The organism is Sphingosinicella sp., from assembly GCF_013911755.1.
Taxonomy (GTDB): Bacteria; Pseudomonadota; Alphaproteobacteria; order Sphingomonadales; family Sphingomonadaceae; genus Sphingosinicella.
In genome coordinates, this window is sequence record NZ_JACESP010000031.1 from 15,830 (window position 1) to 38,139 (window position 22,310).

General features: G+C 62.6%; 23 protein-coding genes and 2 pseudogenes. 2 read left to right on the plus strand and 23 right to left on the minus strand.

Going from position 1 to position 22,310, the window contains the following annotated elements:
- Positions 1 to 7: 7 nt before the first annotated feature.
- The 11 genes from H2052_RS17890 to H2052_RS16610 all read right to left on the minus strand — a co-directional run bounded on the left by H2052_RS17890 (position 8) and on the right by H2052_RS16610 (position 8,240).
- Entirely contained in the window at positions 8 to 226 is a 219-nt protein-coding gene (locus H2052_RS17890; RefSeq protein ID WP_366484636.1) for an EexN family lipoprotein, read from the minus strand.
- Positions 223 to 936 carry a type IV secretion system protein gene (locus H2052_RS16565; protein WP_293784239.1) on the minus strand — a complete coding sequence of 238 codons (714 nt, stop codon included), beginning with the start codon at positions 934 to 936 and terminating at the stop codon, positions 223 to 225. Before H2052_RS16565 ends, H2052_RS17890 begins: the two co-directional genes overlap by 4 nt.
- A 3-nt stretch (positions 937 to 939) precedes the next feature.
- Complete coding sequence (locus tag H2052_RS16570; protein ID WP_293784242.1) at positions 940 to 3,357, minus strand: VirB4 family type IV secretion/conjugal transfer ATPase; 2,418 nt, start codon at positions 3,355 to 3,357, stop codon at positions 940 to 942.
- Entirely contained in the window at positions 3,344 to 3,694 is a 351-nt protein-coding gene (locus H2052_RS16575) for a VirB3 family type IV secretion system protein (RefSeq protein ID WP_089220799.1), read from the minus strand. The genes H2052_RS16570 and H2052_RS16575 overlap by 14 nt, the downstream gene beginning before the upstream one ends.
- The gene (locus H2052_RS16580) at positions 3,691 to 4,029 is read right to left on the minus strand and encodes a TrbC/VirB2 family protein (protein WP_089220800.1); all 339 of its coding nucleotides are present in this window, start codon (positions 4,027 to 4,029) and stop codon (positions 3,691 to 3,693) included. Before H2052_RS16580 ends, H2052_RS16575 begins: the two co-directional genes overlap by 4 nt.
- A complete protein-coding gene (locus tag H2052_RS16585; protein WP_089220801.1) occupies positions 4,026 to 4,691 on the minus strand; it encodes a lytic transglycosylase domain-containing protein in 666 nt (221 codons plus the stop codon). The genes H2052_RS16580 and H2052_RS16585 overlap by 4 nt, the downstream gene beginning before the upstream one ends.
- Positions 4,688 to 5,029 (minus strand): hypothetical protein, encoded by a 342-nt coding sequence (locus tag H2052_RS16590; protein WP_293784251.1) that lies wholly within the window; start codon positions 5,027 to 5,029, stop codon positions 4,688 to 4,690. The genes H2052_RS16585 and H2052_RS16590 overlap by 4 nt, the downstream gene beginning before the upstream one ends.
- A 49-nt stretch (positions 5,030 to 5,078) precedes the next feature.
- On the minus strand, positions 5,079 to 6,023 hold the full coding sequence (locus H2052_RS16595) for a phytanoyl-CoA dioxygenase family protein (protein ID WP_293784254.1): 945 nt from the start codon (positions 6,021 to 6,023) through the stop codon (positions 5,079 to 5,081).
- 11 nt (positions 6,024 to 6,034) lie between these two features.
- Positions 6,035 to 6,646: an acyl-homoserine-lactone synthase gene (locus tag H2052_RS16600; protein ID WP_293784257.1), complete on the minus strand. Its 612-nt coding sequence runs from the start codon at positions 6,644 to 6,646 to the stop codon at positions 6,035 to 6,037.
- A 72-nt stretch (positions 6,647 to 6,718) separates the two neighbouring features.
- Positions 6,719 to 7,555 carry a LuxR family transcriptional regulator gene (locus tag H2052_RS16605; protein ID WP_293784260.1) on the minus strand — a complete coding sequence of 279 codons (837 nt, stop codon included), beginning with the start codon at positions 7,553 to 7,555 and terminating at the stop codon, positions 6,719 to 6,721.
- On the minus strand, positions 7,479 to 8,240 hold the full coding sequence (locus H2052_RS16610; protein WP_293784263.1) for a LuxR family transcriptional regulator: 762 nt from the start codon (positions 8,238 to 8,240) through the stop codon (positions 7,479 to 7,481). The genes H2052_RS16605 and H2052_RS16610 overlap by 77 nt, the downstream gene beginning before the upstream one ends.
- Before the next feature lie 221 nt (positions 8,241 to 8,461).
- Here H2052_RS16610 and H2052_RS16615 point away from each other — a divergent pair, with 221 nt between their 5' ends.
- Complete coding sequence (locus tag H2052_RS16615; RefSeq protein ID WP_029624233.1) at positions 8,462 to 9,031, plus strand: hypothetical protein; 570 nt, start codon at positions 8,462 to 8,464, stop codon at positions 9,029 to 9,031.
- Between the two features lie 104 nt (positions 9,032 to 9,135).
- Here H2052_RS16615 and H2052_RS16620 read toward each other — a convergent pair whose 3' ends face one another.
- The 12 genes and pseudogenes from H2052_RS16620 to H2052_RS16675 all read right to left on the minus strand — a co-directional run.
- On the minus strand, positions 9,136 to 10,176 hold the full coding sequence (locus tag H2052_RS16620; RefSeq protein ID WP_037495007.1) for a type II glyceraldehyde-3-phosphate dehydrogenase: 1,041 nt from the start codon (positions 10,174 to 10,176) through the stop codon (positions 9,136 to 9,138).
- A gap of 38 nt (positions 10,177 to 10,214) precedes the next feature.
- Positions 10,215 to 11,741 (minus strand): thymidine phosphorylase family protein, encoded by a 1,527-nt coding sequence (locus tag H2052_RS16625; RefSeq protein ID WP_010123254.1) that lies wholly within the window; start codon positions 11,739 to 11,741, stop codon positions 10,215 to 10,217.
- Complete coding sequence (locus H2052_RS16630; RefSeq protein WP_010123252.1) at positions 11,738 to 13,096, minus strand: MBL fold metallo-hydrolase; 1,359 nt, start codon at positions 13,094 to 13,096, stop codon at positions 11,738 to 11,740. The genes H2052_RS16625 and H2052_RS16630 overlap by 4 nt, the downstream gene beginning before the upstream one ends.
- Positions 13,097 to 13,354: 258 nt before the next feature.
- Positions 13,355 to 14,347, minus strand: a complete 993-nt coding sequence (locus H2052_RS16635) for a ribose-phosphate pyrophosphokinase (protein WP_010123251.1) — start codon at positions 14,345 to 14,347, stop codon at positions 13,355 to 13,357.
- A gap of 4 nt (positions 14,348 to 14,351) precedes the next feature.
- Entirely contained in the window at positions 14,352 to 16,442 is a 2,091-nt protein-coding gene (locus H2052_RS16640) for a heavy metal translocating P-type ATPase (protein ID WP_010123250.1), read from the minus strand.
- A 177-nt stretch (positions 16,443 to 16,619) separates the two neighbouring features.
- Positions 16,620 to 17,791, minus strand: a protein-coding gene (locus H2052_RS16645) for an IS3 family transposase (protein ID WP_293784292.1) whose coding sequence is annotated in 2 segments (ribosomal slippage) — positions 16,620 to 17,524 and positions 17,524 to 17,791 — 1,173 coding nt in all. Because the reading frame shifts where the segments join, the coding sequence is not laid out codon by codon here.
- A 56-nt stretch (positions 17,792 to 17,847) separates the two neighbouring features.
- Positions 17,848 to 18,120, minus strand: coding sequence for a hypothetical protein (locus H2052_RS16650; protein WP_293784295.1), 273 nt, complete (start codon positions 18,118 to 18,120; stop codon positions 17,848 to 17,850).
- A 209-nt stretch (positions 18,121 to 18,329) separates the two neighbouring features.
- Entirely contained in the window at positions 18,330 to 18,704 is a 375-nt protein-coding gene (locus H2052_RS16655; protein WP_010126944.1) for a hypothetical protein, read from the minus strand.
- A 612-nt stretch (positions 18,705 to 19,316) separates the two neighbouring features.
- Positions 19,317 to 19,730: a DUF1622 domain-containing protein gene (locus H2052_RS16660; protein WP_293784305.1), complete on the minus strand. Its 414-nt coding sequence runs from the start codon at positions 19,728 to 19,730 to the stop codon at positions 19,317 to 19,319.
- On the minus strand, positions 19,717 to 20,382 hold the full coding sequence (locus H2052_RS16665) for a cytochrome c3 family protein (protein ID WP_293784308.1): 666 nt from the start codon (positions 20,380 to 20,382) through the stop codon (positions 19,717 to 19,719). The genes H2052_RS16660 and H2052_RS16665 overlap by 14 nt, the downstream gene beginning before the upstream one ends.
- Positions 20,383 to 20,429: 47 nt before the next feature.
- Positions 20,430 to 21,155 (minus strand): hypothetical protein, encoded by a 726-nt coding sequence (locus H2052_RS16670; protein ID WP_010126936.1) that lies wholly within the window; start codon positions 21,153 to 21,155, stop codon positions 20,430 to 20,432.
- Positions 21,155 to 21,910, minus strand: a pseudogene (locus tag H2052_RS16675) (iron-sulfur cluster-binding domain-containing protein); the annotation flags it as partial. The gene H2052_RS16670 and the pseudogene H2052_RS16675, both read right to left, overlap by 1 nt.
- A gap of 63 nt (positions 21,911 to 21,973) precedes the next feature.
- Here H2052_RS16675 and H2052_RS16680 point away from each other — a divergent pair.
- Positions 21,974 to 22,310, plus strand: a pseudogene (locus H2052_RS16680) (IS6-like element IS6100 family transposase); the annotation flags it as partial.

A 22,310-nucleotide genomic window follows, 5' to 3' on the forward strand; every position in this document is an offset into this window, starting at 1 on the left:
CGCTCGATTATTTCGAAAGTGACCGCATCTTGTTATCGAGGGTCCGGAGGCTTTCAGCGTTGGAACATTCCTGTTCATTGGGATGTGAACCGTCAGCACACGCTTTGATGAGTTCTCTAAGCTCTTCGGGGTGGGACGTTAGATAGTCCTTTCCGCGCGGCGCTCGCTCGCAACTTGTCAGCATTCCCGCTGCGGCAACCCCAAGCAGGAGAGATTTTGCAGTCACTGCGACAAGCTTTCTAGCTTCGTCGCCAGGATCGCTTCGCTTTCCCGCTGTGATCGCAGCCGGACATCCGCTTCCTGCCGCATCCGCAGCGCCTGCAACTGCAGCGCATCGTTCTGGATATGGGCGTTCTCGACCCCTACCCTCGCCTGGATGTCCATGACCTGCTTGGCGTCCGACGCCGTATCGAGTGAGGTTCTCAGCTCCTCAAGGCCGGTGGTACGCTGCGCGGATACGCCATAGGCGGCCTCCGCGATTGCCGCATCTCGCGCTGCGAGATCGCCGTTGCGCAGGAGGTTGTCCCGGGAAGCGCGCTCATAAGCTGAAGCACCCGGCCGCAATTCCGGCAGGGCGACGCGGTTGGCGTTCCGAATGCGGGTCGCGGAACTCCCGAGCGAGCCCAGACTGGCATTGTCCGAAGACATCAGCCGATTGATGTCACGCGCCTCCCGCGGCAGAAGATGGCGCATGGCGTCAGTGGAAAGCGACGAGGCAATGCCGTTGACGTCGGTGACCTGGTTGAAGCTGCCATAGAGCTGCTTCGCCTCGGCAATCTGCTCCTTCCCCTGATCGATCATCGACAGGGTGTTCTTCACCGTGGCCAAGGCCTGCAGATAGCCGGAGCTGTCATAGACCGGGATACCCTGGGCGGCCGCCGGCCCTGCCATTCCCAACGCGATGGCGCCAAGCGCTGCGCATTTGCCATTACCCATAGCTCATCCTTTCCTGATCGATGCAGACCGACGCTGCTGGTGAAAGAGAGGCAGCCATTTCGCCGGGTTGTCGCCGACATCCGCGCGAATAGCATCGAGAAGCGTCACGGTTTCCGTGGTGCCCGAGAGCACAGCCAGTTCGTCAGAGAGCCCGCCGAGATCCAGCTCCACCACGATCGAGTCATGACCCTGCTTGATGAGGAACCGGCGCGATTCCGGGTTCAGGTCATGACGGATGAGCTTGAATTCTGCCTGGGTAAGGCCCAGCCCGTCGACATAATCCGCCGCACGGCCATAGGGGTTGGGAAGCAGAATCTTGGTCGCGACCTGCTCCATGATGCTGTGCGAGATGTCGGAGCGCAGCGCATCGGCTGGGCTCTGCGTGCCGAAGACCAGGAAGGCGTTCTGCTTACGATAAGTCTTCAAGCCATCCTGGGCGAAGGCGCGGAAAGCGTCATCATCCAGCGCCTTCCAGAACTCGTCGATGTCGATCACCAGCCTCCGGCCGTCCAGGAGGCCGTCGATGCGATGAAACATGTACATCATGATCGGCGTCCGAACCTCCGGATTGTCGAGGAAATCGGTCATGTCGAAACCGAGGAACGGCGCATCGAGCGACAGGGCATCGCTCTCGTTGTCGAAAACCCAGCCCAGCGGTCCGCCTCGCGACCATTTCTCAAGCCGTGCGCCAATCCCTTCCGGATCGCGCTGGCCGAGCAACTGGCGCAGAGCGAGGATGGATCGATTCTCCGGCGCGAGCCGCCCCATAGACGCCAAGCCTTCGTCGATCATGCGCTCTTGGGTGACGCCGAGCGTACCGCCAGCCGGCGTCACCAGCTGCCTGATCAGACGGCCGAGGAAGACGAGGTTGCGCGGTCCATATTCAAGCGCCCGCAAGGGCGCGAAGCCGGTGGGCTCGCCATTCTTCAGCGTCAGATAGATTCCGCCAGCAGACCGCACGTAGATCTCGGCGCCGCGATCCTTGTCGATGAAGATCTGCTGGGCGCCTGTCTTCTCGAGCTGCGCCATCAGGAAGTTCTGGACGACGGTCTTGCCCGCGCCCGAGGGACCAATGATCAGCGTGTGGCCGAGATCCCCCACGTGGAAGTTGAAATAGTAGGGTGATTGCGCGGCCGTTTTCATCAACGCGATCGCCGAACCCCAATGATTTCCGCTCGGCCGCCCCGCAGGGTAAGTGTGGAAGGGTGCCAAGGCGGCGAAATTCCGCGAGGTGATCGCCGCCGGCCGCGCCCGCCACGCGAAATTTCCGGGAAGCTGAGCCCAGAAGGCCGCCTCGAGCGCCGGCCCTTCCCTCGCTGATACCAGGCCAGCATCGGCGAGCGCGGCCCGCGCCGCCGACAGATTATCGGCGAGGCGCTTCTGGTTCTCAGCGAACACGGCGAGCGAGAAATGATGTTCGCCCAGGACGAACCGATTGCTCTGAAGATCGTCGGCCGCGTCCTCAAGGTCGAGCGCCTGGCTTGCGGCCGCGTCTTCGGTGGAGGCCATCTGGTTCTGTCGCCGGCGAAGCCTTTCGGCCGCCCGCGCCTTGCTCATGAAGGTGAAGGACTGCGACACGACGAACGCGAAATCCTGGCCCAGCAGAGCGTTCATCTGACCGGGGCGGGTGAGCGCGGGATATTCCCGGATGCCGAAAATCCCCACCCAGCGGCTCGCATCATGAGCGCGGATCTCGACCGTCTCGCGTCCGAAGATCAGCCGCTCGCCGTAGAGTGCCGACCCAAGATGGCCTCGGACCAGCGGCACCTTGGCCCGGGCGCCCATCATGACCTGCTCGAGCACTTCGAGGGGCCTGGAGAATATGAGGCCATTTTTCTCATAGAGGGCGAGCCGCGCGGGGCTGCACCGCCGAAGGAGCTTTTCAATGTCGCGCGCCTTCTCCTCGAAGCGGGCTAATTCGTCGGGGTCGACTTCCTCGTCGACTGCCTTGGCCTTGGCGATCCGCTTGAGGAGCAGCCCCGTCCGATCGGCCGAACCAACTGCGGGTCGCATGATCAGCGTCAAATAATGCTCGTTGACGAACATGCGATTGGCGGTGACGCGCGCGCGATATTTGCCGTCCAGATCGGCTGCGAAGGCTGAGCGGAATTCACCTTCGGGATAGTCGTCGACCGGGTGGCGAACGATGTGGGTCCAGAGCGCGAGCCGATCGTCGGCGATGTTGCGCCAAGTGCCATTGAGTTTCTCGTGCCAGTCGTTGAGGTGGATCGGATCCGCGGTTTCGAAAGCGAGCCCCTCGAGGCGGAACATCATCATCAGATCGCCGCTATCGAGCGCGATCACCTCGGACGTCACATGGCGTGCGTAGGGCAGATAGCGCCCAGGCTCGGCCTCTTGCCGCAAGATGCGCCACGGCGTCTTGCGCGGCGGGAGCTGGGTCGCCGTGCTAGCCACGCGCAAAGCCCTTGCGCTTCAGCCCGGCGACCGGGAGCGGCGAATAGGAACTTCCGCCCCACCAGGCGCGGTTCCGGCTGCGCGCCTTGGTCATGGTCCACAGCCACAGCAGCCGGAAAGCATTGGCATCGTGCCGCACGATGAGCCGCGCCACGGCAAGACAGGCGCCTCCAATGGCGCCGGCATAGAGCGGATTGCCGCTGACGATCAGCGTGAGACAGGCAGCAAGCGCGATCGGCAGCGAGGCTTCGAGCGGTACGCCGAGCCACATCGTAGGTCGCGTAACCGCCAGAAACAGCGTTTCCTCGCGTAGCCGCTCGTCCGGGGCGGCGCTCCCCTTCACGCGCCACCCGTGATCGTGTCGACGATCCACTGCGCGCTGAAGACGATGAAGATTCCGACGATGACGGTCACGAGCAGGCCGAGGCTGGCGCGCCCCGTGAAGAACATGAAACCGACGATGACGACCGCAATCACCGCGATCGTCTTGGCGAAGGTCCCGGTGAGCCAGGTCTTGATGTTCTCCGCCATCGATGTGATGCCGTCGGCGCCTTGCGCGTGCGCAGGATCGCTGAGCAATAGCGAGACAAGCAGCGCCAATGCCGCCACACCGACGATGCGCACCAGAAGTCGCGCCCACTGGGGCCATCCGCCCAAGGGGGCGGTGATTGCTGTCATGGATGCAGTCCTTTCAAAGATGCTGCCCCGTCTCCGAACACCATGAGCGAGGCCTGGCTCGCCCGCGCGGCCGTGTTCCATCCGGTAGCGAGCGGCGTCGAAACAGTGGTGTCGGGTGGCGGGGTGAAGGCCGGCGCAGTCGGGGCAATCGCCGATGCAGTGGCCACCGGCGCCGTCCCCCGGATCAGGGGAATGACGACTGACGCGCTAGCATAGACCCTGGCGACATAGCCGTTGCGAAAGCCGCGCCGCCGGTCGCCGGTATTGTACAGCGAAAGCGCCGTCGCGATCGCATGATCTCGGCTCGGCGCGATGCGCATGACCGCCTGATAGTTCTTGGCAAGGACGCGGGCGGCCGCCGCCAGATTGCGGCACGGCTCGAAGGCATCTTCGACCGAAAGCTCCAGCCATCCGAGATTGGCGCTGTTGATCTGCCCCAAGCCGAGATCGATGTTGTAGCCTTGACGGATCAGGCTTCGGGCCGCCGCAATCGCCTGCGCCTTGGTCGCGGGTCTTGGCTGGCGCACGCCGGGACTATTGACGCCGATGGCAAGGCTGTTGAACCGGCTCTCGGTGTGGACGATCGAAAGGAGCGTCTCGGGCGCAACTGACGGGGCGCATGCTCCTGCAATCGACAGGAGGCTGGCGACATCGAGAATCATTGGACGCTACCGTTCAGTCGCTCGATGTTGGCCAGCGAGTAGGTCTGGCGGCGGCCATCGTTAAACGTGATCTCGACCCGCCGGCGAAATGCGGAATCGCGATCATAGACCTTACTGCGGGCGACACCGCCGCCACTGCAACCGGGAAAGGCGCCGCCGGTGGCCAAGCGCTTCCAGAGCTTGGTCATCGGCGGCACGCACTGCGCGTATTGGGTCGCGCCACCGGGATTGGAAAGGCAGATGAGAACCTGGCAACCCAGATCGTTCGCTCGCGCCGGAGCAGTGGGAAGGGCGGTGGCGAAGGCAAGCATCGCCAAGCCGTAAATCGCACGTTGCATTGGGTTTCCCCCCGCGAGACACACCTCCCGCGTCGGGAAATGGCGTCAGCTATCCGTTGGATTTCACCTCTCTTTTGTTCCGACCCCGCTCGATTTCGGCAATCCCCCCAACCGGGGGGAGTTGCTCGGTTTGCTGTCGCAGGAACTCGGACAGAGCGCCTTCCTGATCGGGTCGGAGAGCGTCGATCGCGGCCAGATGATCCGGCGGTTCGCCCCCGAGCAGGATGGACGGGCATTGCCCGTCGTAATTCCCGAGATTGGGGCGATGCTGCTGATAGCCGACCAGCGCGGCAAGCTCAGGGTCGAAAGCACTGGCCACGTCGGGGGGATAGGTCAGCCACTGGTTCTCATAGGGCTTCAGCCAGCCAAGGCAGTAGCTGACGATGATCCCGCGGCGCACCGCGTCAGTATGGTTCGGGCCAGCGCCATGGAGGGTCGATCCCAGAAATATGATCGCCGATCCCGGGTCGGCTTCGATGGCGACCGGTTCCTGGCCGCCGTCACCCTGCCCGCCATTGTGGCTCCCTGGCCAAATGAGCGTGGCCCCGTTCTCGGCCCTGAAAGGAGTAATCGGCCACATCACGTTGACGAGATATTCGAGTTCGCCTGTCGGCCCGCGCCACATGTCCTGGTCTCTGTGTGGAAATTGCGCTGGCGCTCCCGGATGCAATTCGAGCGCCTGCGTAAGGTTGAGCTGGACGGTCTCGCACCAAGGCTCGAGAAAGGCGCGGACAAGGCGCATGACGGCAGGGTTCCGGACAAGACTTTCTACCGCGGGCGCCCGCTTCAGCAATCCCCCGAAGCGCTTGGTGCGGGGCCCGTAGAAACCTCCCTGGCAGAATGGGGTGGCGGCAAAACGCGGGTGAAGCGATCGACTGATGTCCTCGATCCGCGACCCGGGCACGACGTCCTGCAAGACGCAGAAGCCCTGTCGCCGCAGTGTCTCATCGCTTCTGGTTGCAGCAGGGGTTTTGCGAGGCGCAATCGTTGCCATGACTTTCCTCCTCACGCTGCTGCGGCAAGATCGGAAAGGCCGACGGGGCGCAAAATACCGTTCGCGCGCAGCTGCTCGCGCGTTTGGTCGTCCACATCGATTTGCAAGGCGACGAGGCTTCGCCCCTCCTCGGACGTGGGAAGACCCAATGGTCGGCAGATCCAGCCGAAACTCAGGATTTGCTGGAACCATACCCACTCCGCGACCCCTGTGAAGCTACGGATCTGATGGGCAAGGGCATATTCAACGAGCGCCGTGACCAGCTGATTGCGGACCTCGAGACGTTCTCGGGCGCGTAATTTGCGCGCAAGGCAGAAGCGGGTGATCTCCAGAATGGCGGCGCCACGAGGCGGCGCCTCTTTGCAAAGGTTTGGGAATATCGTGCCGAGAATATGATCGTGCGTCGTGGGCAGGAGCCGTGCAGATGCCCGGTGGTCGCCATCGTCCCCGGTTATGACGATATAGATAGCGCGATCATCGTCGAACTGATCGACTTCATAACGGCCAGCGACGACCGGCACATTCCAGCGCAGAAGATCGACGAACACCCGCTTACGCTCCTCGAACATGGCGCGAAACAGGTGATGTTCCATGGCTTGTGAAAAGCCGGTCTCTATGTGCATGACAGCCTCCTTTTTGAGGACCGTCAGTCGATCAGAGGCGGCTTTCTTGCGTTATCCCCAGTTCTGGGGAGATCATCGGCCGAACACATCGGCGAAGCTGATTTGCCCGTCGAACAAGGCACGAATGGCAAGTAGGGTGCGCCTGGTGACACCGTAGCGGTCGCGCGCATCCTTCACATGCTGGATCACTGTTTCCTGGCCGATGCCGAGGATCTGGCTGATTTCCCAGTCGGTCTTGCCCCGCGCGACCAGCGCCACGCATTCGGCCTGCCGTTCGGTCAGGCTCGGACATTCGGATTGCGGCGCGTGGATCCGGGAAATCTTGCGTGCCGCTTCGAACGCGAAGCTGCCGACGAGCTGCACGAGCGGCAGTTGCCGATGGTCGAGCATCTCGCCCGCCGCCATCGCGAAGGAACAGGATCCATTGAGCTCGCCGGGTATATGGGCCGGAACGGTGAAGCCGTCGCCCAGCCCGGCCTCGTACGCTTCTGCCAGGATCGAGCGATCGGCGGCCGTCAGAGAGATGATCGACTGAACCGCCGACCAGGCAAAGCCCACATTGGTGCGATGGCTGGCGCGGTGGATCGGGTCGCTTGCATAGAGGCGCCTCGCCTGGAAGCGGTCCACCCAGTCTGGCGGATAGTCGATGATGTGGACCGAGCGGGCAGCGGGCTTTAGGTCGACATGATGGACCAGGGCATAGTGCCGGAAGCCCATAGCCTTCGTGATCTCGGCCATCAGGTCCGACAAGGCTGCGCTGTCCCTGATCACGCCAGCGACAGCGCAAAAATCCTGAACTTGCCCAAGCCCGATCATCACTCGGCCGGCGAGCTCAGAGAAGCGCTTCCATGTTGAGATGACCATCGCGAACCGCGCGCAGCACCAGCTGCGTGCGTCGTCGCACGCCATAGCGCCTGCGGGCCGATTCAACATATTCGTGCACGGTGTCGCGGCTCAGACCAAGGATCTGGCCGATCTCCCAGTCGCTTTTCCCTTGCGCGACCAGCGCTATGCATTCGACCTGTCGCGGGCTGAGCGGGACGTGGGCCAATGTCTTCGCTGCCTCGCCCAGCAGCTCGCGGGCACGATCATAAGCGACCGAGCCCAGCAGACGAGCGGTCAATATCTCCTCTGCGCTGAGTGGCTCGTCGACAGATCGGGCAGCGGTGAAGATGGCTTCGGGTTCGCCCGGGGTCCGGATCGGCAAACTGTAGCCTGACGCAAGGTCATGGTCCCTGGCGCGTTCGAGGATGCTTCGCTGGCGCGGCGTAAGCTCCAGCACTTCGCCGATCCGGTCCCAGGCGAGCCCCGACGGGGTACGGGCGCATGCCGCATGGATGGGATCTTCCAGATAATGGCGCTCTTCGAGCACTTCTTCGAGCCAGGGCGAGGGATAGGTCGTGAGAAACAATGTTTCCTCGCCTCCTCGCCTAAGGTCGACGTTATGAAGCAGCGTGAACCAGCGGAAGCCGAATTCGCGCGCAGCCGCATCGATCGTGCCATGCAATTCGCCGAGGTTTCCAGCGCGCCCACATTCTGTTGCAAAGCGCGTAAGATCATCAAGGCGGCCGCAGTCTTTAATACTTTTCGCCATAGAGGGTGATAGGTCGTCTGCGAGAGGTCTCCCCGTCGAGGCCTAAGCGGCGAGCGCCGTGATTATCAAGACGAAATGAGAACGATTCGCAACAATTTGTGCTCAGAATGGATCGCCTGCGACACTTTACCGGTGGGCAAAGTGTCATGACCGACAATCCGGCAGCGATCGCCGATTTGGGATTCACATTGATCCTGCTTTGTGCTTGATTCCACCATGTTATGTTTCAAACAGCCAAGCCTCTTGAACCTTCTAGTGGCTGTGATGTCGCGGTCGTGCTCGAGAGGTTGGCAAGCGCATCGAGCCGGCCCCGTTATGCGTTCATGGTCCTCAACCTGATCGCACAGGTCGCGAGGCCAGACGGAAGGGCCGGCCCCTGGATCAAGCGCGGGACGGAGCTTATCTCCTTGCGCGACTGGCTGTGTGACGCCCTTAGGCCCATGGCCCAACGTGGTCCGCGCGCCGCAGCGCTCTTTGAGCGGGTTCGGATCGACCTCGACGAGCGCGGCCTCCTACCGGATGGCGATGCGGCAAGGCGGCAAGCAATCGAGGCGGAGGCGCGCGCTCGGGTGCGAACGGCGGGAAAGAGCAACCTCAGCCGCGCGGTATCGGAATTGGTGAGTGCGGGCCTCTTGGACCGGCATTACCAGGGTTACCGGATTGATCACCACAACCGCGGCGGCCAGCGTCACGCGGTCTATACGTTGATTGGCGATGCTCTGCGCCTGCTGTCAGCGATCCAGCCAAAGCCGCTTCCGTCCGCACAAGGTGAGCTTGTGTTGGTGGAATGAGTGGGATGGAGCTATGGCCACGACCCCGTGCAGCAGAAGCAGCCCTTCATTGGTCGAGATCCGCTTACTCCGAGTTTTGCGAGCTAGAAAATGGCTTGTCTTTGTCAGCAGAACGCAGCGCGGATGCCAAGCGTCTCATTCGTTTGCGCTATCGAGTCTTCGGCAGTCCTCGCTAGGCCCGTCAGTGCTCTGATGGCATCGATCGTGTCGGGAATGACGATGGCCTGGTTGTCGACCATATAGGCATAGAACAGCTCGTCGCCCTCTACCTTGAGCATGTCCTCCCACAACGCGACCTCATAAAGATTGTCGTGTGGTCGGCCGAGGTCGGCCATCAGTTCCTTGACCGTATTGATCGCGGCGAGGCCATCGCCGGCTCGGATCAGGGCAATGCGGGACGAAGCCCGAAACGCGTCGAGCACCTCTTCCTTGCTCGCGTTCCGGGTCAACAGTACCGACCAATAGTGAAGATGCGCCAACGTTTGGGGAACTTTGACCGCCATCGTCACGACATCGAGCTGGGGATCCACGCTTTGAGCATCCGGCCCCTGGTGACTGGGGATGTCAGGTTCGGGGACGAGAGTGTTCATGATGCCGCCCAAGTGACTTTCCCACGGGTCGGTGGCCCGTCGTAGGAGAGTGCCGCGAGCACGCTTCAGGAGCCCTGCCCGTTTGAGCGCTGTCAGAGTGCGCACGATCGAGGTCGTGTTGCAGGATACCACCCGCGTCGCCGCTCGTCCTGCCGCGCTGTCGAACGAAACCTCAGCGACGAAGGAGTGTCCCGTGACATCGTGCTTCTCACCACCATGAACGATAAACTTGCGGCCGTTTGCCCGATAGATCTCTGCATTCTGCGCGGCGATGCGTTTGGGCGTACAGTCCACCACCACATCGACCTGTCCGAGGAGCGCGTCGAGCGTACCGGCGATGGTGAAGCCAGCGCCCCGCATCGTCTGGGCATGTTCGGACGAGGCTGCGTAAAGATCGATTCCCTGCTCTTCAAGCGGGCGCAGCCGCCAGTCCGTGGCAATGTCCACCACTCCGGCAAGCCGCATGTCCTTCTGCGCCAAAACGGCGGTTGCCACCCGCTTGCCGATAACACCGTAGCCGTTGATCGCGACACGAACTGGATCGTGCTGGGTCATCTTTGTCATGCTCCCACTATAGGTTCGGGTCGTCTCTCTCATGTTTCTACCCGAATGATGTCACCCGCAGCTACGGCATAATCGAGCGCGTAAGCGAGCTCTCCGGCGGTCTCGGCATGGACGTGCAGCAGCGGTTGGCCCCGCTCCACATCCTGACCGAGACGAGCCTCCATGAAGATGCCCGCGGCCTTGACGTCCGGAGCCCCGGCCAGCTTGGCAAGGCGCGCCAGCTTGCGATTGTCGATATGGACGACGCGCCCCGCGCGGTCGGCGACGATGGGGTGGGTCTGCGCGGCCAGCGGAGGCGCGCGCATGCCGCCCTGAGCCTCGCAGATCGCCTGGAACTTGGTCCAGGCGCGTCCATCCGCCAATGTCTTGAGCGCGAGAGCCGCGCCCTTGCCCGGTTCAGACTTGCCACCAATCTCAAGCGCCACGCCGGCAAGCGATGCGGCGCGGCGGCGCAGATCGTCCGGCGCCCCGGGCGCATTGCGCAGCACCGCAAGCAGGTCGCGTGCTTCCAGTGCGGGTCCGATGCCGCGCCCGACGGGCTGGGTGCCATCGGTGAGCAGGCAGCGCGCCTCCAAGCCTGAGCGCTCGGCCACCATGCGCATGCGCTCGGCAAGGTGCCGTGCATTCTCTTCGCTACGCACCTTGGCGGTCGGCCCCACCGGAATGTCGATGACCACATGGGTCGAGCCTGCAGCGATCTTCTTCGACAGGACCGAGGCGATGAGCTGGCCCTCGGTGTCGATGTCGAGCTCGCGCTCGATCCGCACGAACTTGTCGTCGGCCGGGCTGAGGTGGATCGCGCCACCCCAGACGATGCAGCCGCCTTCCTGCTCGACGACGCGCTTCAGCGCGGCAATATCAAGATCGACCGGCGCGAGCGTCTCCATCGTGTCGGCGGTCCCGGCAGGCGATGTAATCGCGCGCGATGAGGTTTTCGGCATGATGAGGCCGTTCGCAGCAACAATGGCCACGACGAGCGGTGTGGTGCGATTGCCCGGCAGGCCGCCGACACAATGCTTGTCGACCACGACCGGGGCATCCCATGACAGGCGGTCGCCGACCCCGATCATCGCTGCGGTGAGGTCGATTGTTTCCTCCTCGTCGAGCGGCAGCACTGCGCTCGCGGTCAGGAAGGCGGCGAGGTGCACGTCGGTGTAGCGCGCGGTTGCGACATCGCCGACGATGGAGGCGAATGCAGCTGCATTGAGGCGATGCCCGTAGATGCGGCTGCGCACACTGGCGAGCGACTCGAGCGCCGGCGCATGCGTGACTGCTATCGGAGCGCCTTCGGTGACACCGAGCATTTCCCAGGCGGTTTCCGAAAGGGCGGCCTCATCCGGCCCGAGCAAGCTGTTCCCTTCGACCTGAAAGAGCGCAGCCCGCACCTCCCGGCCCGCGGCCGAAAGCAACACCTGGGGCCGCCCGGCCAGTCCCTCGGCGAGACAGACGTGGCAGTCCGTGCGCATGAGGACGACCGGCTGGTGCTGCGTGTGGAGACCGAGGCGCCGTGCACGCAACGTCGGCTGGACAATAGCGCCGGGATCGGGCCTCGTCATAGTTCGAACATCTGCGCCTGGCGCGGAACGACGGCATCCCATCCAAGCTCCTGGTCGATGCGTGAGCGCAGCGCCTCCGAGGCCTGCGCCTCGCCGTGCACGATGAAGACGCGCTTCGGCGGACGCTGAAATCCCGAAAGCCAGCGCATCAGCTCATTGGCATCCGCATGAGCCGAAAGCATTGGCAGATCAGCGACTTCCGCCTCGATCGGAACCCACTGGCCATGGATTTTTATCTCGCGCGCACCTTCGAGCATCGCGCGACCGCGCGTTCCCGCAGCCTGAAAGCCGGAGAAAAGGATAGTGTTCTTTTGATCGGGCGCGGACGCTTTGAGGTGATGAAGCACGCGGCCGCCGGTCGCCATGCCGCTCGCAGAAATGACGATCTTGGGATAGGGGCTGGCGGTGATTGCCTTCGATTGCTCGACCTCGCGCGTATAGGTCGCGATATCGCAGGCGTCGCGGCAAACCTGTGGCGTCAGTCGATGATCGCCGAGATGTTCGCATAGCAAGTCGGACGCACTGATGGCCATCGGGCTGTCCAGATAGATCGGCACGTTCTTCAGTCGGCCCGCTTCCCGCAACTTCCAGAGATAGTAGAGAAGTGCCTGCGCACGTCCGACAGCGAAGGCCGGGATGATGACCGTCCCGCCGCGGCGGACGGTGCGTTCGACGACTGCGCCCAGCGCTTCGGCGGCGTCGGTCGGGTCATGAATGCGGTTGCCATAGGTCGACTCGATCACGACGTAGTCGGCTTGGGCGACCGCCTCCGGGTCCAGCATGAAGGGATCGGAATAGCGACCGAGATCGCCGGAGAAGACGATACGCTGGCCGCCCCATTCGATATCGGCTGTCGCGGCGCCGAGGATGTGCCCGGCATGGCGAAAGGTGACCCTCGCGCCGCCCGGAAGTTCGGTGGATTTGGAGAACTGAACCGGCGTAAAGGACTCGATCGCACGCTCGGCATCGCGCACGCCATAGAGCGGCAACGCCGGCTTGTGCCGCGTGGCCCCGATGCGGTTGAGGAAATCGGCGTCCTTTTCGTTGAGATAGCCGCTGTCCTTGAGAATGAGCGCGGCCACGTCGCGCGTTGCCGCGGTCGCATAAATGCGACCGCGAAAGCCGTCGCGCACGAGGCGCGGCAGATAGCCGGAATGGTCGAGATGGGCATGGGTGAGAATGACTGCATTGATGCTGGCGGGCGGGACCGGTAGCGGCTCCCAATTGAGTTCGCGCAGATTTTTCATGCCCTGAAACAGGCCGCAGTCGATCAGGATGCGCTTGCCGTCGTGCTCCAGCAGATGCTTCGAACCGGTGACGGTTCCGGCGGCGCCAAGCGAGGTCATGGTGAGCATAATGCAGCCTTTGAGTTCGCCGGCGGGGGCGTGATGAGGTCGTAGGAATCGCCGCGACCATTGATGGCAGCGCATTCGGCGGGAGAGAGAAACTCATTGCGGGACCGACCGAGCAGCCGCGCGGCGCTTTCGGCGAGAGGCGGCCAGGTTGAGCAAATGGCGGACAGCATGGCGCGGAAACCCTTGCGCCACGTTTCAAAGGTATCTGATTGGGTCATCGTCGCCTGTTCTTGTCATTGTCAGGATGAGCGTGACGGATCAGCCTGCCGTCCAGGGCGGCGGGTCGCTGGCGGGGAAGGAGTCGAAACCCGCGCGGTCGACCTTGTCGAGGGGCTCGGGCGGTCGACGATGGCGAATGAGGTTTGCTGTGCCCACATGGGCTTGCGCGAGCGCGCGGGCGACAAGCGGCGCGAGGCCGATCGCGTTCGTCGGATGTGGCACCGCATCGGACGAGACGATGCGGCTCGAAAGAGTGGCAAGGCGCTCATAGGAATCCTCGGCGAAGATGGCATGAATGACGGCGCAGACCGGCTTGGTGAACCCTTGAAGCGCCAGCTTGCTTGCCGCTTCGATCATCGTGCGGCCCGACGAGGCGATATCGTCGGCGAGCACCGGCTGACGCCCGCGCCACGCGCCGAGATCGGGAATCTCTACATCGACGCGGCGATCGCCGTGCCGGACCTTTCTGAGCACCGTGAACGGAGCGCCGACGCGCGCCGCGATCGCCGAGACCCACTGTTCGCTCTCCTCATCGGGGCCGATCAGAAGGGGCGCCTCGACATTTGCCGCGATCCAGTCGGCGAGCGCGGGTGCAGCTTGCAGCGTGATATCTGGGATCGTGTAGAGCGATGACAGCGCCGGATAGCGATGCAGATGCGGATCGACCGTTACCAGCCGGTCGAACGTGGCCGAAACGAGACGCGCGAAGCTCCTCGAGGAGATCGCTTCGCCAGGCTGGAAGCGGCGGTCCTGCCGCATATAGGAGAGATAGGGCGCAACCAGCGTGACCTCGCTCGCGCCAAGGTCGCGGGCCGCGTCCGCGGTAAACACCAGACCGAGGAAGCCTTGGTCCGGGTTCGCGAGGCTACAGACCAGATCTACACACTTGCCGCGGACATCGGTTAGCAGGCGCACATAGCTCTCGCCGTCGGGGAAACGCCGCGTCTCAAGAACGCCCAGCTCGAAGCCGCCGACTTCGGCAATCGCCTGGGCGAAGGCTTCATTGCCCGTCAGGGGAAAAATCACACGCATCTGATCACGCCTCTGCTCCCCGCCGCCCTCTGTAGAAGCGCAGCAACTGCGCATTGAGGGCGACGATGACTGTGCTCACCGACATCAGCGCGGCCGCCACCGCCGGCGTCATCAGAAAGCCGGTGCCGAACGTGATCCCCGCCGCCATCGGGATCGCGACCGTGTTGTAGCCGGTTGCCCACAGAAGGTTCTGCACCATCTTGCGATAGGTGGCTCGCGACAGGCCGATGATGGCCACGACGTCGCTCGGGTCGCTGCGCACCAGGACGATGTCTGCGGATTCCACCGCCACGTCGGTTCCCGCGCCGATCGCGATGCCGAGATCAGCGACCACCAGCGCGGGGGCGTCGTTCACGCCGTCGCCCACCATCGCGACTGCAAGGCCGCGCGATTGCAGCTCCTCGATCTTCTCCGACTTCTCGTTGGGCAGAACCTCCGCGAAATATTCCGTGATGCCCAGTTCTTCCGAAACCGCCTGGGCGACGCCGCGCGCGTCACCGGTGAGCATGATCGAGTCAATGCCGAGCGATTTGAGCTCGGTGATCGCCTGCTTCGATTCCGGTCGCACGATGTCGGCGAGCGCGAACAGAGCGCGTGGCGCGCCGCCGCGCACCAGGACGACAACGGTTTTACCCTGATTCTCGAGCTTCTTTAGACGTGGATGGGAGATTTCCTTGCTGGTGCGAGAGAGATGACCGGGGCTGACGATGCGGATATCTTCTCCATCGACATTCGCCACGATCCCTTCGCCGGTGATGTTGCGCACCTCGCTCGCCTTCGGCCAGCTGAGGCCTCGATCCTTCGCTTCCGCGACGATGCCGTGCGCAATCGGATGTTCGGACTGGCTTTCAGCCGCCGCTGCGAACGCGAGCTCCAAATTTTCATCCCCTTCGCCGATCAGAACGATGTCGCTGACTCCGAACCGGCCCTCAGTCAGGGTGCCCGTCTTGTCGAACACGACTGCGTTGAGATTGCGGGCACGCTCGAACGCGGCGCGGTCGCGGATGAGGAGGCCATTGCCGGCGCTGAGCGATGTGCTGACCGCAACTACCAGCGGCACGGCGAGCCCGAGAGCGTGAGGGCAAGCAACCACCATCACCGTCACCATTCGCTCGATGGCGAAGCTGGTTGTCTGGCCGAGCAGCAGCCAGACAACTAGCGTGCCGATGCCGACCACGAGCGCGATATAGGTGAGCCAGGCGGCGGCGCGGTTGGCGAGGTCCTGGGTACGCGACCGGGTCGCCTGTGCCTTCCTCACCAGGTCAATGACCTGAGCGAGATAGGTCTTGTCGCCGGTGGCGGTCACCTCGATCGTAACGGCCCCGGCGCCGTTGATGGCACCGCCGATCGCCGCTTCGCCGACACCCTTGGAGACCGGTTTGGACTCGCCCGTCAACATCGCTTCATTGAACCCGGAGACGCCCTCGATAATCACGCCGTCGACCGGCACCTTGGCGCCGGGACGCACAAGCACGCGGTCGCCGGGCGCGAGCGCCGCTATGGGGACGTCGTGGGTGGAGCCGTTGGCGTCGATGCGGGTCGCCACATCCGGCAAGAGGCGTACCAATTCCTCTAGCGCTCTCGAAGCACCCATGACCGAGCGCATCTCGATCCAGTGGCCGAGCAGCATGATGCCGATCAGCGTAACCAGCTCCCAATAGAAAGCTTCGCCCGGGAAGCCGAAGGTGACGGCCGCGGAGAAGAAATAGGCGGCCGAGATCGCTAGCGCGATCAGGGTCATCATACCGGGCTGCTTCTTGCGCAGCTCGGAGACGAAGCCCGTCAGGAACGGCCAGCCGCCATAGACATAGACGATGGTGGAGAGCGCGAAGAGCAAAAGCCCATCGCCGGGAAAGACGATGGTCCCGGCAAGGCCGAGCCAATGCTGAATCATTGGCGACAAGAGCAGCACGGGCGGCGTCAGGACTAAAGTCACCCAAAAGCGACGCCGGTAATCGGCGATCATCGCGCCATGATCGTGGCCGCCGGCATGATCGGCATGGGTAGAACCGGATGCTTGGACAAGAGCGGCCCCAGTCCCAACCGCATCCGTTTCACGCTGATGATGATGGTGGTGTGCGCCAGGCTGATTCATCCTTTGGTCCTTCTTGTGAGCTGGATGGCCATCGGCGCGCCGGTGGTCAGAAGTATATTGCGCGCCCACCGCATGCCCCCGGTGTGGTGCAGTGCCTTCATCAGGAGTGCACGCGTCCCAGGCGCGGAATGAACCCGGGAACGTGGACTGCCCGCGATGATTGGTCCGGTTGCATAGTTAGCTGATCTGGATTTCTGATGCCAGCTTGGGCGGGAGGCGGAGCGTAGCGGAGCCGAGCGGCCAGGCTGGCATCTTAATCGTTTCCGGAGCTGGAGGGCGGTAGCCAAGGCTGCTGTGCGGGCGCAGTCGGTTGTAATGATCGCGCCACCAGCCGGTGACACAGCGGACTTCCTCAAGGCTGTAGAAGATCTCGCCATTGAGCAGTTCGTCACGCAGACGGGCGTTGAAGCTCTCGATATAGCCATTCTCCCAGGGGCTTCCCGGCTCGATGTAGAGTGTGGTGACGCCGAGCCTGCCCAACCATTCGCGCACCGCATGGGCAACGAACTCGGGACCATTATCGGACCGGATATGTTCAGGCGGCCCATGCTCGATGAACAGGTCGGCCAACACGTCGATCACGTCGTTGGACCGGAACCGTCGCAGCGGCACCATCGCCAGACATTCGCGGCTGAACTCGTCGATGATATTGAGCATCCGGAACTTGCGTCCGTTGCGCGTCTTATCCTCGACGAAGTCGTAAGACCACACATGCCCGCGATGCTGTGGCCGCAACCTTATGCACGACCCATCGCCCAGCCAGAGCCGACGTCGTTTCGGTTGCCTCTTCGGCACTTTAAGACCCTCCCGCCGCCAGATGCGTTCCACTACCGACAAGCTGACCTGCCAGCCTGCATGGCCGAGCAAGGCATGGATACGGCGATAGCCGTACCGGCCATAATCCCTAGCCAGCGCGATGATGTCGGCCGTCAGATCCCGTTCGTCGGCATCGTCCTTGGGACGATGTCGCTGCGTTGAACGATGCTGAACCAGAACACGGCAGGTCCGCCGCTCCGATACCGGAAGAACCCGGCGGACCTGCTCGATCGCTTCACGGCGACGGGAGGGACTCAAAAAGTCAGCTTCGACGCCTCTTGCAGGATCGCCTTGTCCAGCGCCAAATCCGCGACCAGCTTCTTCAGCTGCGCATTTTCTCGCTCCAGATCTTTCAGCCGACGCACCTGGTCGACCTTCAGGCCGCCATATTCCTTACGCCACCTATACAGCGTCTGTTCGGCAATCCCGATCTGCCGACAAGCCTCGACGGCGGTCCCGCCTCGACCGACAATCACATCCACCTCACGCAGCTTCGCGATGATCTGCTCCGGCGTAAATCGCTGACGTCCCATACTATTCTCCAATTCTCATGCCCCGCAGGGCTCTCTCCAGAATTGGACCAAGTTTCTCAAGGCAGTCCACAGCCCAGCACGACCTCCCGGTAGCCAGGAATGCGCACGACTGCCTCGACGGCATCGACGACCCGCTTCATGTCAGCCAGTGTCGGAGCGGCCATAAAAACGGGCGATGCCGCAAACAAATGCGGATGCGTTTTCATTAGCGACGCGCCGAACCCGGCGCGACCAACTGCCAAGTCAAGCCGATATCCCAGGTCATCAATGTTAAGAGTTACACACGAACAGTCGATATTTGCCTGCTCGGCAGCACCAGCAGCTGTCATGCTTGTACCATAAGTCTACGGCTTCCTTGCGGGGAACTGACAGGGCTCGGTCTGCCGCCCGCCTCCATTGACCACAAGTGGTGCTGCACATCGATCCGGCCGCAAGAACCTCGAGATAAGTGTCTCTCAGATCCGACAAGGAATTGGCCCGCCACAACGCTGCGGCGGGCCATCAGCCCGGCGGGGGGGATGGGGCGGGGGCTGAATTCTCACATGTGGTTCATGGGCATCGGCTTATCGGCAGGCTTCATGGGCTTGCCCATGTCCTTGTCCATGCAGCATCCACTGCCGCTTGCCTTGGGAGGGGGGGCTGCATGAGCAGGCTGACTGGGTCCGTTCGCGCTTCCCGACGAGCCAGAGTGATTCGGCATGTTCTGCATACCTTCCCGATGGTCCTTCATCATCCGGTCGTGCATGTCCTGACCACCGTGCTCCATTCCTTGCTTGTGCGCATGGCTTTGGGCGGGCGGGGGCGCTGCGGGTTTTGCGGCTTGCGCCGCCTTTGGTGGCTCATCCGCGAACGCCGCCACTGTACCAAGCATCAGTATGCCAGCAGCTGCCGTGAAGGTCGTAATCCTGCGCATTTCGAGTTCTCCATTTTTGTCTACGGCGCGCGTAAGCCGTTGTCGGCTTGCCGAGTGCTTCAATCCCGAATGCCACCACGGATGCGCGGGCTGAATACGTAAGTTACGAATCGAACCGCGCTTCAATGGCCCATCGCCCCCATGGTGCGGCAACCCTCTGCGCAGGTTCGGCAAGTCTGGGCACAGCGGACCATCTGCTGGTCGGCCTGATGGTGCGAGCACTCGTCCGCGCAACGTGCACAGGCTTCGGCACAGGCCTGGCAAAGGACCTGGTGGAGAGGCGATCCGCGCAGCATGGAATTCGCCGTGGTCTGGCACAGTTCTGCGCAGTCCGCGAGCATCGCCAACATCGCGGGCGAAGCAAGCGCCCCTCCCCGCTTCATCGCATAATTTACTGTCGTGAGACACATTCGATGTGAAGCGATGCACAGGTCGATGCAGTCTTCCATAGAGTTTTCCATGTTTGTCATCTGATGCTGTTGCCCGGCCGCCGGTCGCGCCAGGGCAGCGCCTATCGCTAGTGCGGCGCCGCCTCCCAATACGCCTCGTCGTTCAATCATGATGTGCCTCCGATATCTTATTCATAACCGCAGCCCCGCCCCCGCAAATTGGTCAAGGATCACGCCGCGCTGCTTCGCATGGACCCTTGCCCTGCTTGTCCCGTGCCATGCGCGTGTCCTCCCACGGCCAATGCCCATTGATCTCGACGCCGAGCGAAATGCTGAGGAAGGTGCGGACGAGCACAAGACCCGCGAGTACGATCAGGTCGTCCAGCGTTGGATTGATCACCAGTGATTTCACGATGTCGCCGGCGACCAGGAATTCCAGACCCAGGAGAATGCTTCGACCCAGCGCGGACCGAAACGAGCCATAGGCAGCCGTTCGATCGCCGCGGAGCGCACGGTTGGCGAACAGGATGGTTGCCAACGTCGCACCGGTCAGGATCGTCAACGTGCCGGCCAATTCAAGAATGACGACGGCAAGCCTGAAGAACCCGTCCAGCCAGTCCGCATCAATGGTGATCATACCATCCTCTGCGCCGGATATTGTTGAAGCTATCCGTCGTATGGCAGGCGTAACATTGTTCGACCCGTGCTTTCTCTCCGGCCGCACGCTGCGACACCATGCTGAAATGCTCCATGTAGTGGCTGGGCGGAGCCTTGTGACATTGCGAGCACTGAGTGGAATTTACCGACGGGTGTCGGTAGTTCGCAATCTGCCAGCTGTTCGTTGTGTGGCAGCTCGCACAATCGGAACCAAACGCGCCGAGATGGGGGTCGCGGATGGAATGACAGCTTGCGCAGTTAAGAGCGGCTTCGGGACCCAGGCCGTGCGGACTAACTGGCGTGGAACTTTGCCCTTGGCGCCAGACCTTGGGATCGAGCAGCGCCTGATGATTCATGCGGACGATGCCCTGGTCGCCTTCGTGTTCGACGTGGCAGGAGGTGCATTCCTTCGCTTTGGCATGGAATTGCGTGGATAGCTTGTTTCCGAAATCCGTCATCACATGACAGCTGAGGCACGTCTTGCTTTCGACGCCCTTCAACGGCGTATGACATGTCGTGCACTGGGCAGCGAAGGATTGGTGCGCGCCAGACAGCGGGCCTGGCGCCACCAGACGCTCAACCAGACCTGCGCTCGCCGGAGCGCTCGAACGGGTCGCAACGGCAGTGATCATGGCAAGCAGTGCCAAAACGAACACTGCAAGGAGCGCTTTGCTCCGCATCACAGCCAGCGCAACCCGAAATAGATCGCCGCACCGATGTGAACCACGAGCAGGCCATAAACGATACTGCCCAGCACGATATGCAGCAGTCGCCATTTCGCGAAGAGAGCGTTGGTCGCCTCCTCCGCGCGGATCGCAAATTCGGTGTCGGCTAACGCGGCGGCGAGCACCTCTTTTCTTTCGGAGGATGTTGGAGCCGGAATGCTGCCGGACACGAAGAAGTAGCGTTTCCAACCCGAAACCGGAACCTCGGAGGCGAGATCGGGAGGGGGCGCCGGAAGATTGAGAAAGGCCGACTGAAGAGAGGCAAGCTCAGATCGACGACCGCGCAGCGCTCTGGCGATCTGCCCGAGAAGATAGCGGCCGATGAACCCGCTTAGGACGGTTAACAGAAGGACGCCGGTCAGCATCACGCCAAGGGGGCTCTCGAACTTGTGCGCGGCATGCACCAGCCCGAAGATCGGCGCCAGAACTCCGGAATAGGCGTGAATGGCGAGCAGGGTCGGCTTACTGATGTAGCGCGTTAAGGCGCGTTCGATCCACTTGACGTGCTTTACGGCCACATAGGGCAGCGTGAGAAGCATCAGCACGGTCGCGGCAATGCCGGTCAGGCCTCCGACCAGGCTGCCGGGGAAGCGGGGCGAGACATGCACGAGATAGCCCAGCGGGAAGACAAGGAGGAAGCCGACCAGAAGCCCCATAAGGATGTCGCCGCGCTCCCGCATCAGGCTTCCACGACGAGCGGTTGGCCGGTGCTCTTGGCCTGGCACGCCAGGATATAGCCGTCGGCCTTGTCAGAAGCGGCGAGACCTGACTCTACGTCCATGGTCACATCACCGGCGAGGAGCTTGATGACGCAAACCCCACATTCGCCAGCACGGCACGCATAGGGGATCTCCACGCCGGCACCCTCCGCTGCTTCCAACACCGTCTGATCCACAGGCAGTGCGGCCGAAACCCCAGAAACGGAGAAGGTGATCGTCGTTGCTGCAACGGAGGGCGATGCCGGCTGCCGCGCCGGCGCGGGCTTGACCTCGAGTTCGGCGGAATCCTGAGGCAGCGAAGCGGGCCCAAAGGCTTCGGTGTAGAGCTGGGCTTCGGGCACGCCGAGCTCGGCGAGCTCCTTGCGCATGGCAGCCATCATGCCGGGCGGCCCGCACAGGTGGATGCGGCGTCGCGTAATGTCGGGCACTGCTGCAGTCAACATTTCCCGTGTGATCGGTCCTGTGGGCCCCATCCACACGGTACCGGGCGATCGCTCCATCGCGGCAATGACGTGCAGGTTGGAGAAGCGCTGCTCCATGCGCTCTATCTCATCGCGGAACACGAATTCCTCTGTCGAACGCGCACCATAGAGGAAGAAAATATCGCCTGCCCACGCGGTGTCGGTAAGATAGCGCAGAACCGACATCATCGGCGTGATACCCACCCCGCCGGCGATCAGGACTATGCTGTCCGCATCAGTGCCAGTAAACGTGAACGGGCTCTGTTGCAAAAATCGTGAAGCTTGAGCATGCTTGGCGGAGATTGGACGGACGGAACGATGACGGATTTCAAGTGGCGCCATTTCCAGGGTGATGTGATCCTGTGGGCGGTGCGCTGGTATTGTCGCTATCCGATCAGCTATCGCGACCTTGAGGAAATGCTGGCGGAACGCGGCATTTCGGTCGACCATACGACGATCTATCGCTGGGTCCAGTGCTACGCCCCGGAGATGGAGAAGCGGCTGCGCTGGTTCTGGCGGCGTGGCTTTGATCCGAGCTGGCGCCTGGATGAAACCTACGTCAAGGTGCGGGGCAAGTGGACCTACCTGTACCGGGCAGTCGACAAGCGGGGCGACACGATCGATTTCTACCTGTCGCCGACCCGCAGCGCCAAGG

Coding starts and splice junctions, on each gene's coding strand:
- H2052_RS16625 (WP_010123254.1), bottom strand. CDS start 11,741: ATGACGAGGCCCGATCCCGGCGCTATTGTCCAGCCGACGTTGCGTGCA.
- H2052_RS16670 (WP_010126936.1), bottom strand. CDS start 21,155: ATGCGGGAGCGCGGCGACATCCTTATGGGGCTTCTGGTCGGCTTCCTC.
- H2052_RS16565 (WP_293784239.1), bottom strand. CDS start 936: ATGGGTAATGGCAAATGCGCAGCGCTTGGCGCCATCGCGTTGGGAATG.
- H2052_RS16635 (WP_010123251.1), bottom strand. CDS start 14,347: ATGCGTGTGATTTTTCCCCTGACGGGCAATGAAGCCTTCGCCCAGGCG.
- H2052_RS16610 (WP_293784263.1), bottom strand. CDS start 8,240: ATGGCGAAAAGTATTAAAGACTGCGGCCGCCTTGATGATCTTACGCGC.
- H2052_RS16665 (WP_293784308.1), bottom strand. CDS start 20,382: ATGATCACTGCCGTTGCGACCCGTTCGAGCGCTCCGGCGAGCGCAGGT.
- H2052_RS16620 (WP_037495007.1), bottom strand. CDS start 10,176: ATGACCCAGCACGATCCAGTTCGTGTCGCGATCAACGGCTACGGTGTT.
- H2052_RS16580 (WP_089220800.1), bottom strand. CDS start 4,029: ATGACAGCAATCACCGCCCCCTTGGGCGGATGGCCCCAGTGGGCGCGA.
- H2052_RS16600 (WP_293784257.1), bottom strand. CDS start 6,646: ATGCACATAGAGACCGGCTTTTCACAAGCCATGGAACATCACCTGTTT.
- H2052_RS16585 (WP_089220801.1), bottom strand. CDS start 4,691: ATGATTCTCGATGTCGCCAGCCTCCTGTCGATTGCAGGAGCATGCGCC.
- H2052_RS16595 (WP_293784254.1), bottom strand. CDS start 6,023: ATGGCAACGATTGCGCCTCGCAAAACCCCTGCTGCAACCAGAAGCGAT.
- H2052_RS16655 (WP_010126944.1), bottom strand. CDS start 18,704: ATGCGCAGGATTACGACCTTCACGGCAGCTGCTGGCATACTGATGCTT.
- H2052_RS16615 (WP_029624233.1), top strand. CDS start 8,462: ATGTTTCAAACAGCCAAGCCTCTTGAACCTTCTAGTGGCTGTGATGTC.
- H2052_RS16630 (WP_010123252.1), bottom strand. CDS start 13,096: ATGCTCACCATGACCTCGCTTGGCGCCGCCGGAACCGTCACCGGTTCG.
- H2052_RS16650 (WP_293784295.1), bottom strand. CDS start 18,120: ATGACAGCTGCTGGTGCTGCCGAGCAGGCAAATATCGACTGTTCGTGT.
- H2052_RS16605 (WP_293784260.1), bottom strand. CDS start 7,555: ATGGCGTGCGACGACGCACGCAGCTGGTGCTGCGCGCGGTTCGCGATG.
- H2052_RS16640 (WP_010123250.1), bottom strand. CDS start 16,442: ATGAATCAGCCTGGCGCACACCACCATCATCATCAGCGTGAAACGGAT.
- H2052_RS16590 (WP_293784251.1), bottom strand. CDS start 5,029: ATGCAACGTGCGATTTACGGCTTGGCGATGCTTGCCTTCGCCACCGCC.
- H2052_RS16660 (WP_293784305.1), bottom strand. CDS start 19,730: ATGATCACCATTGATGCGGACTGGCTGGACGGGTTCTTCAGGCTTGCC.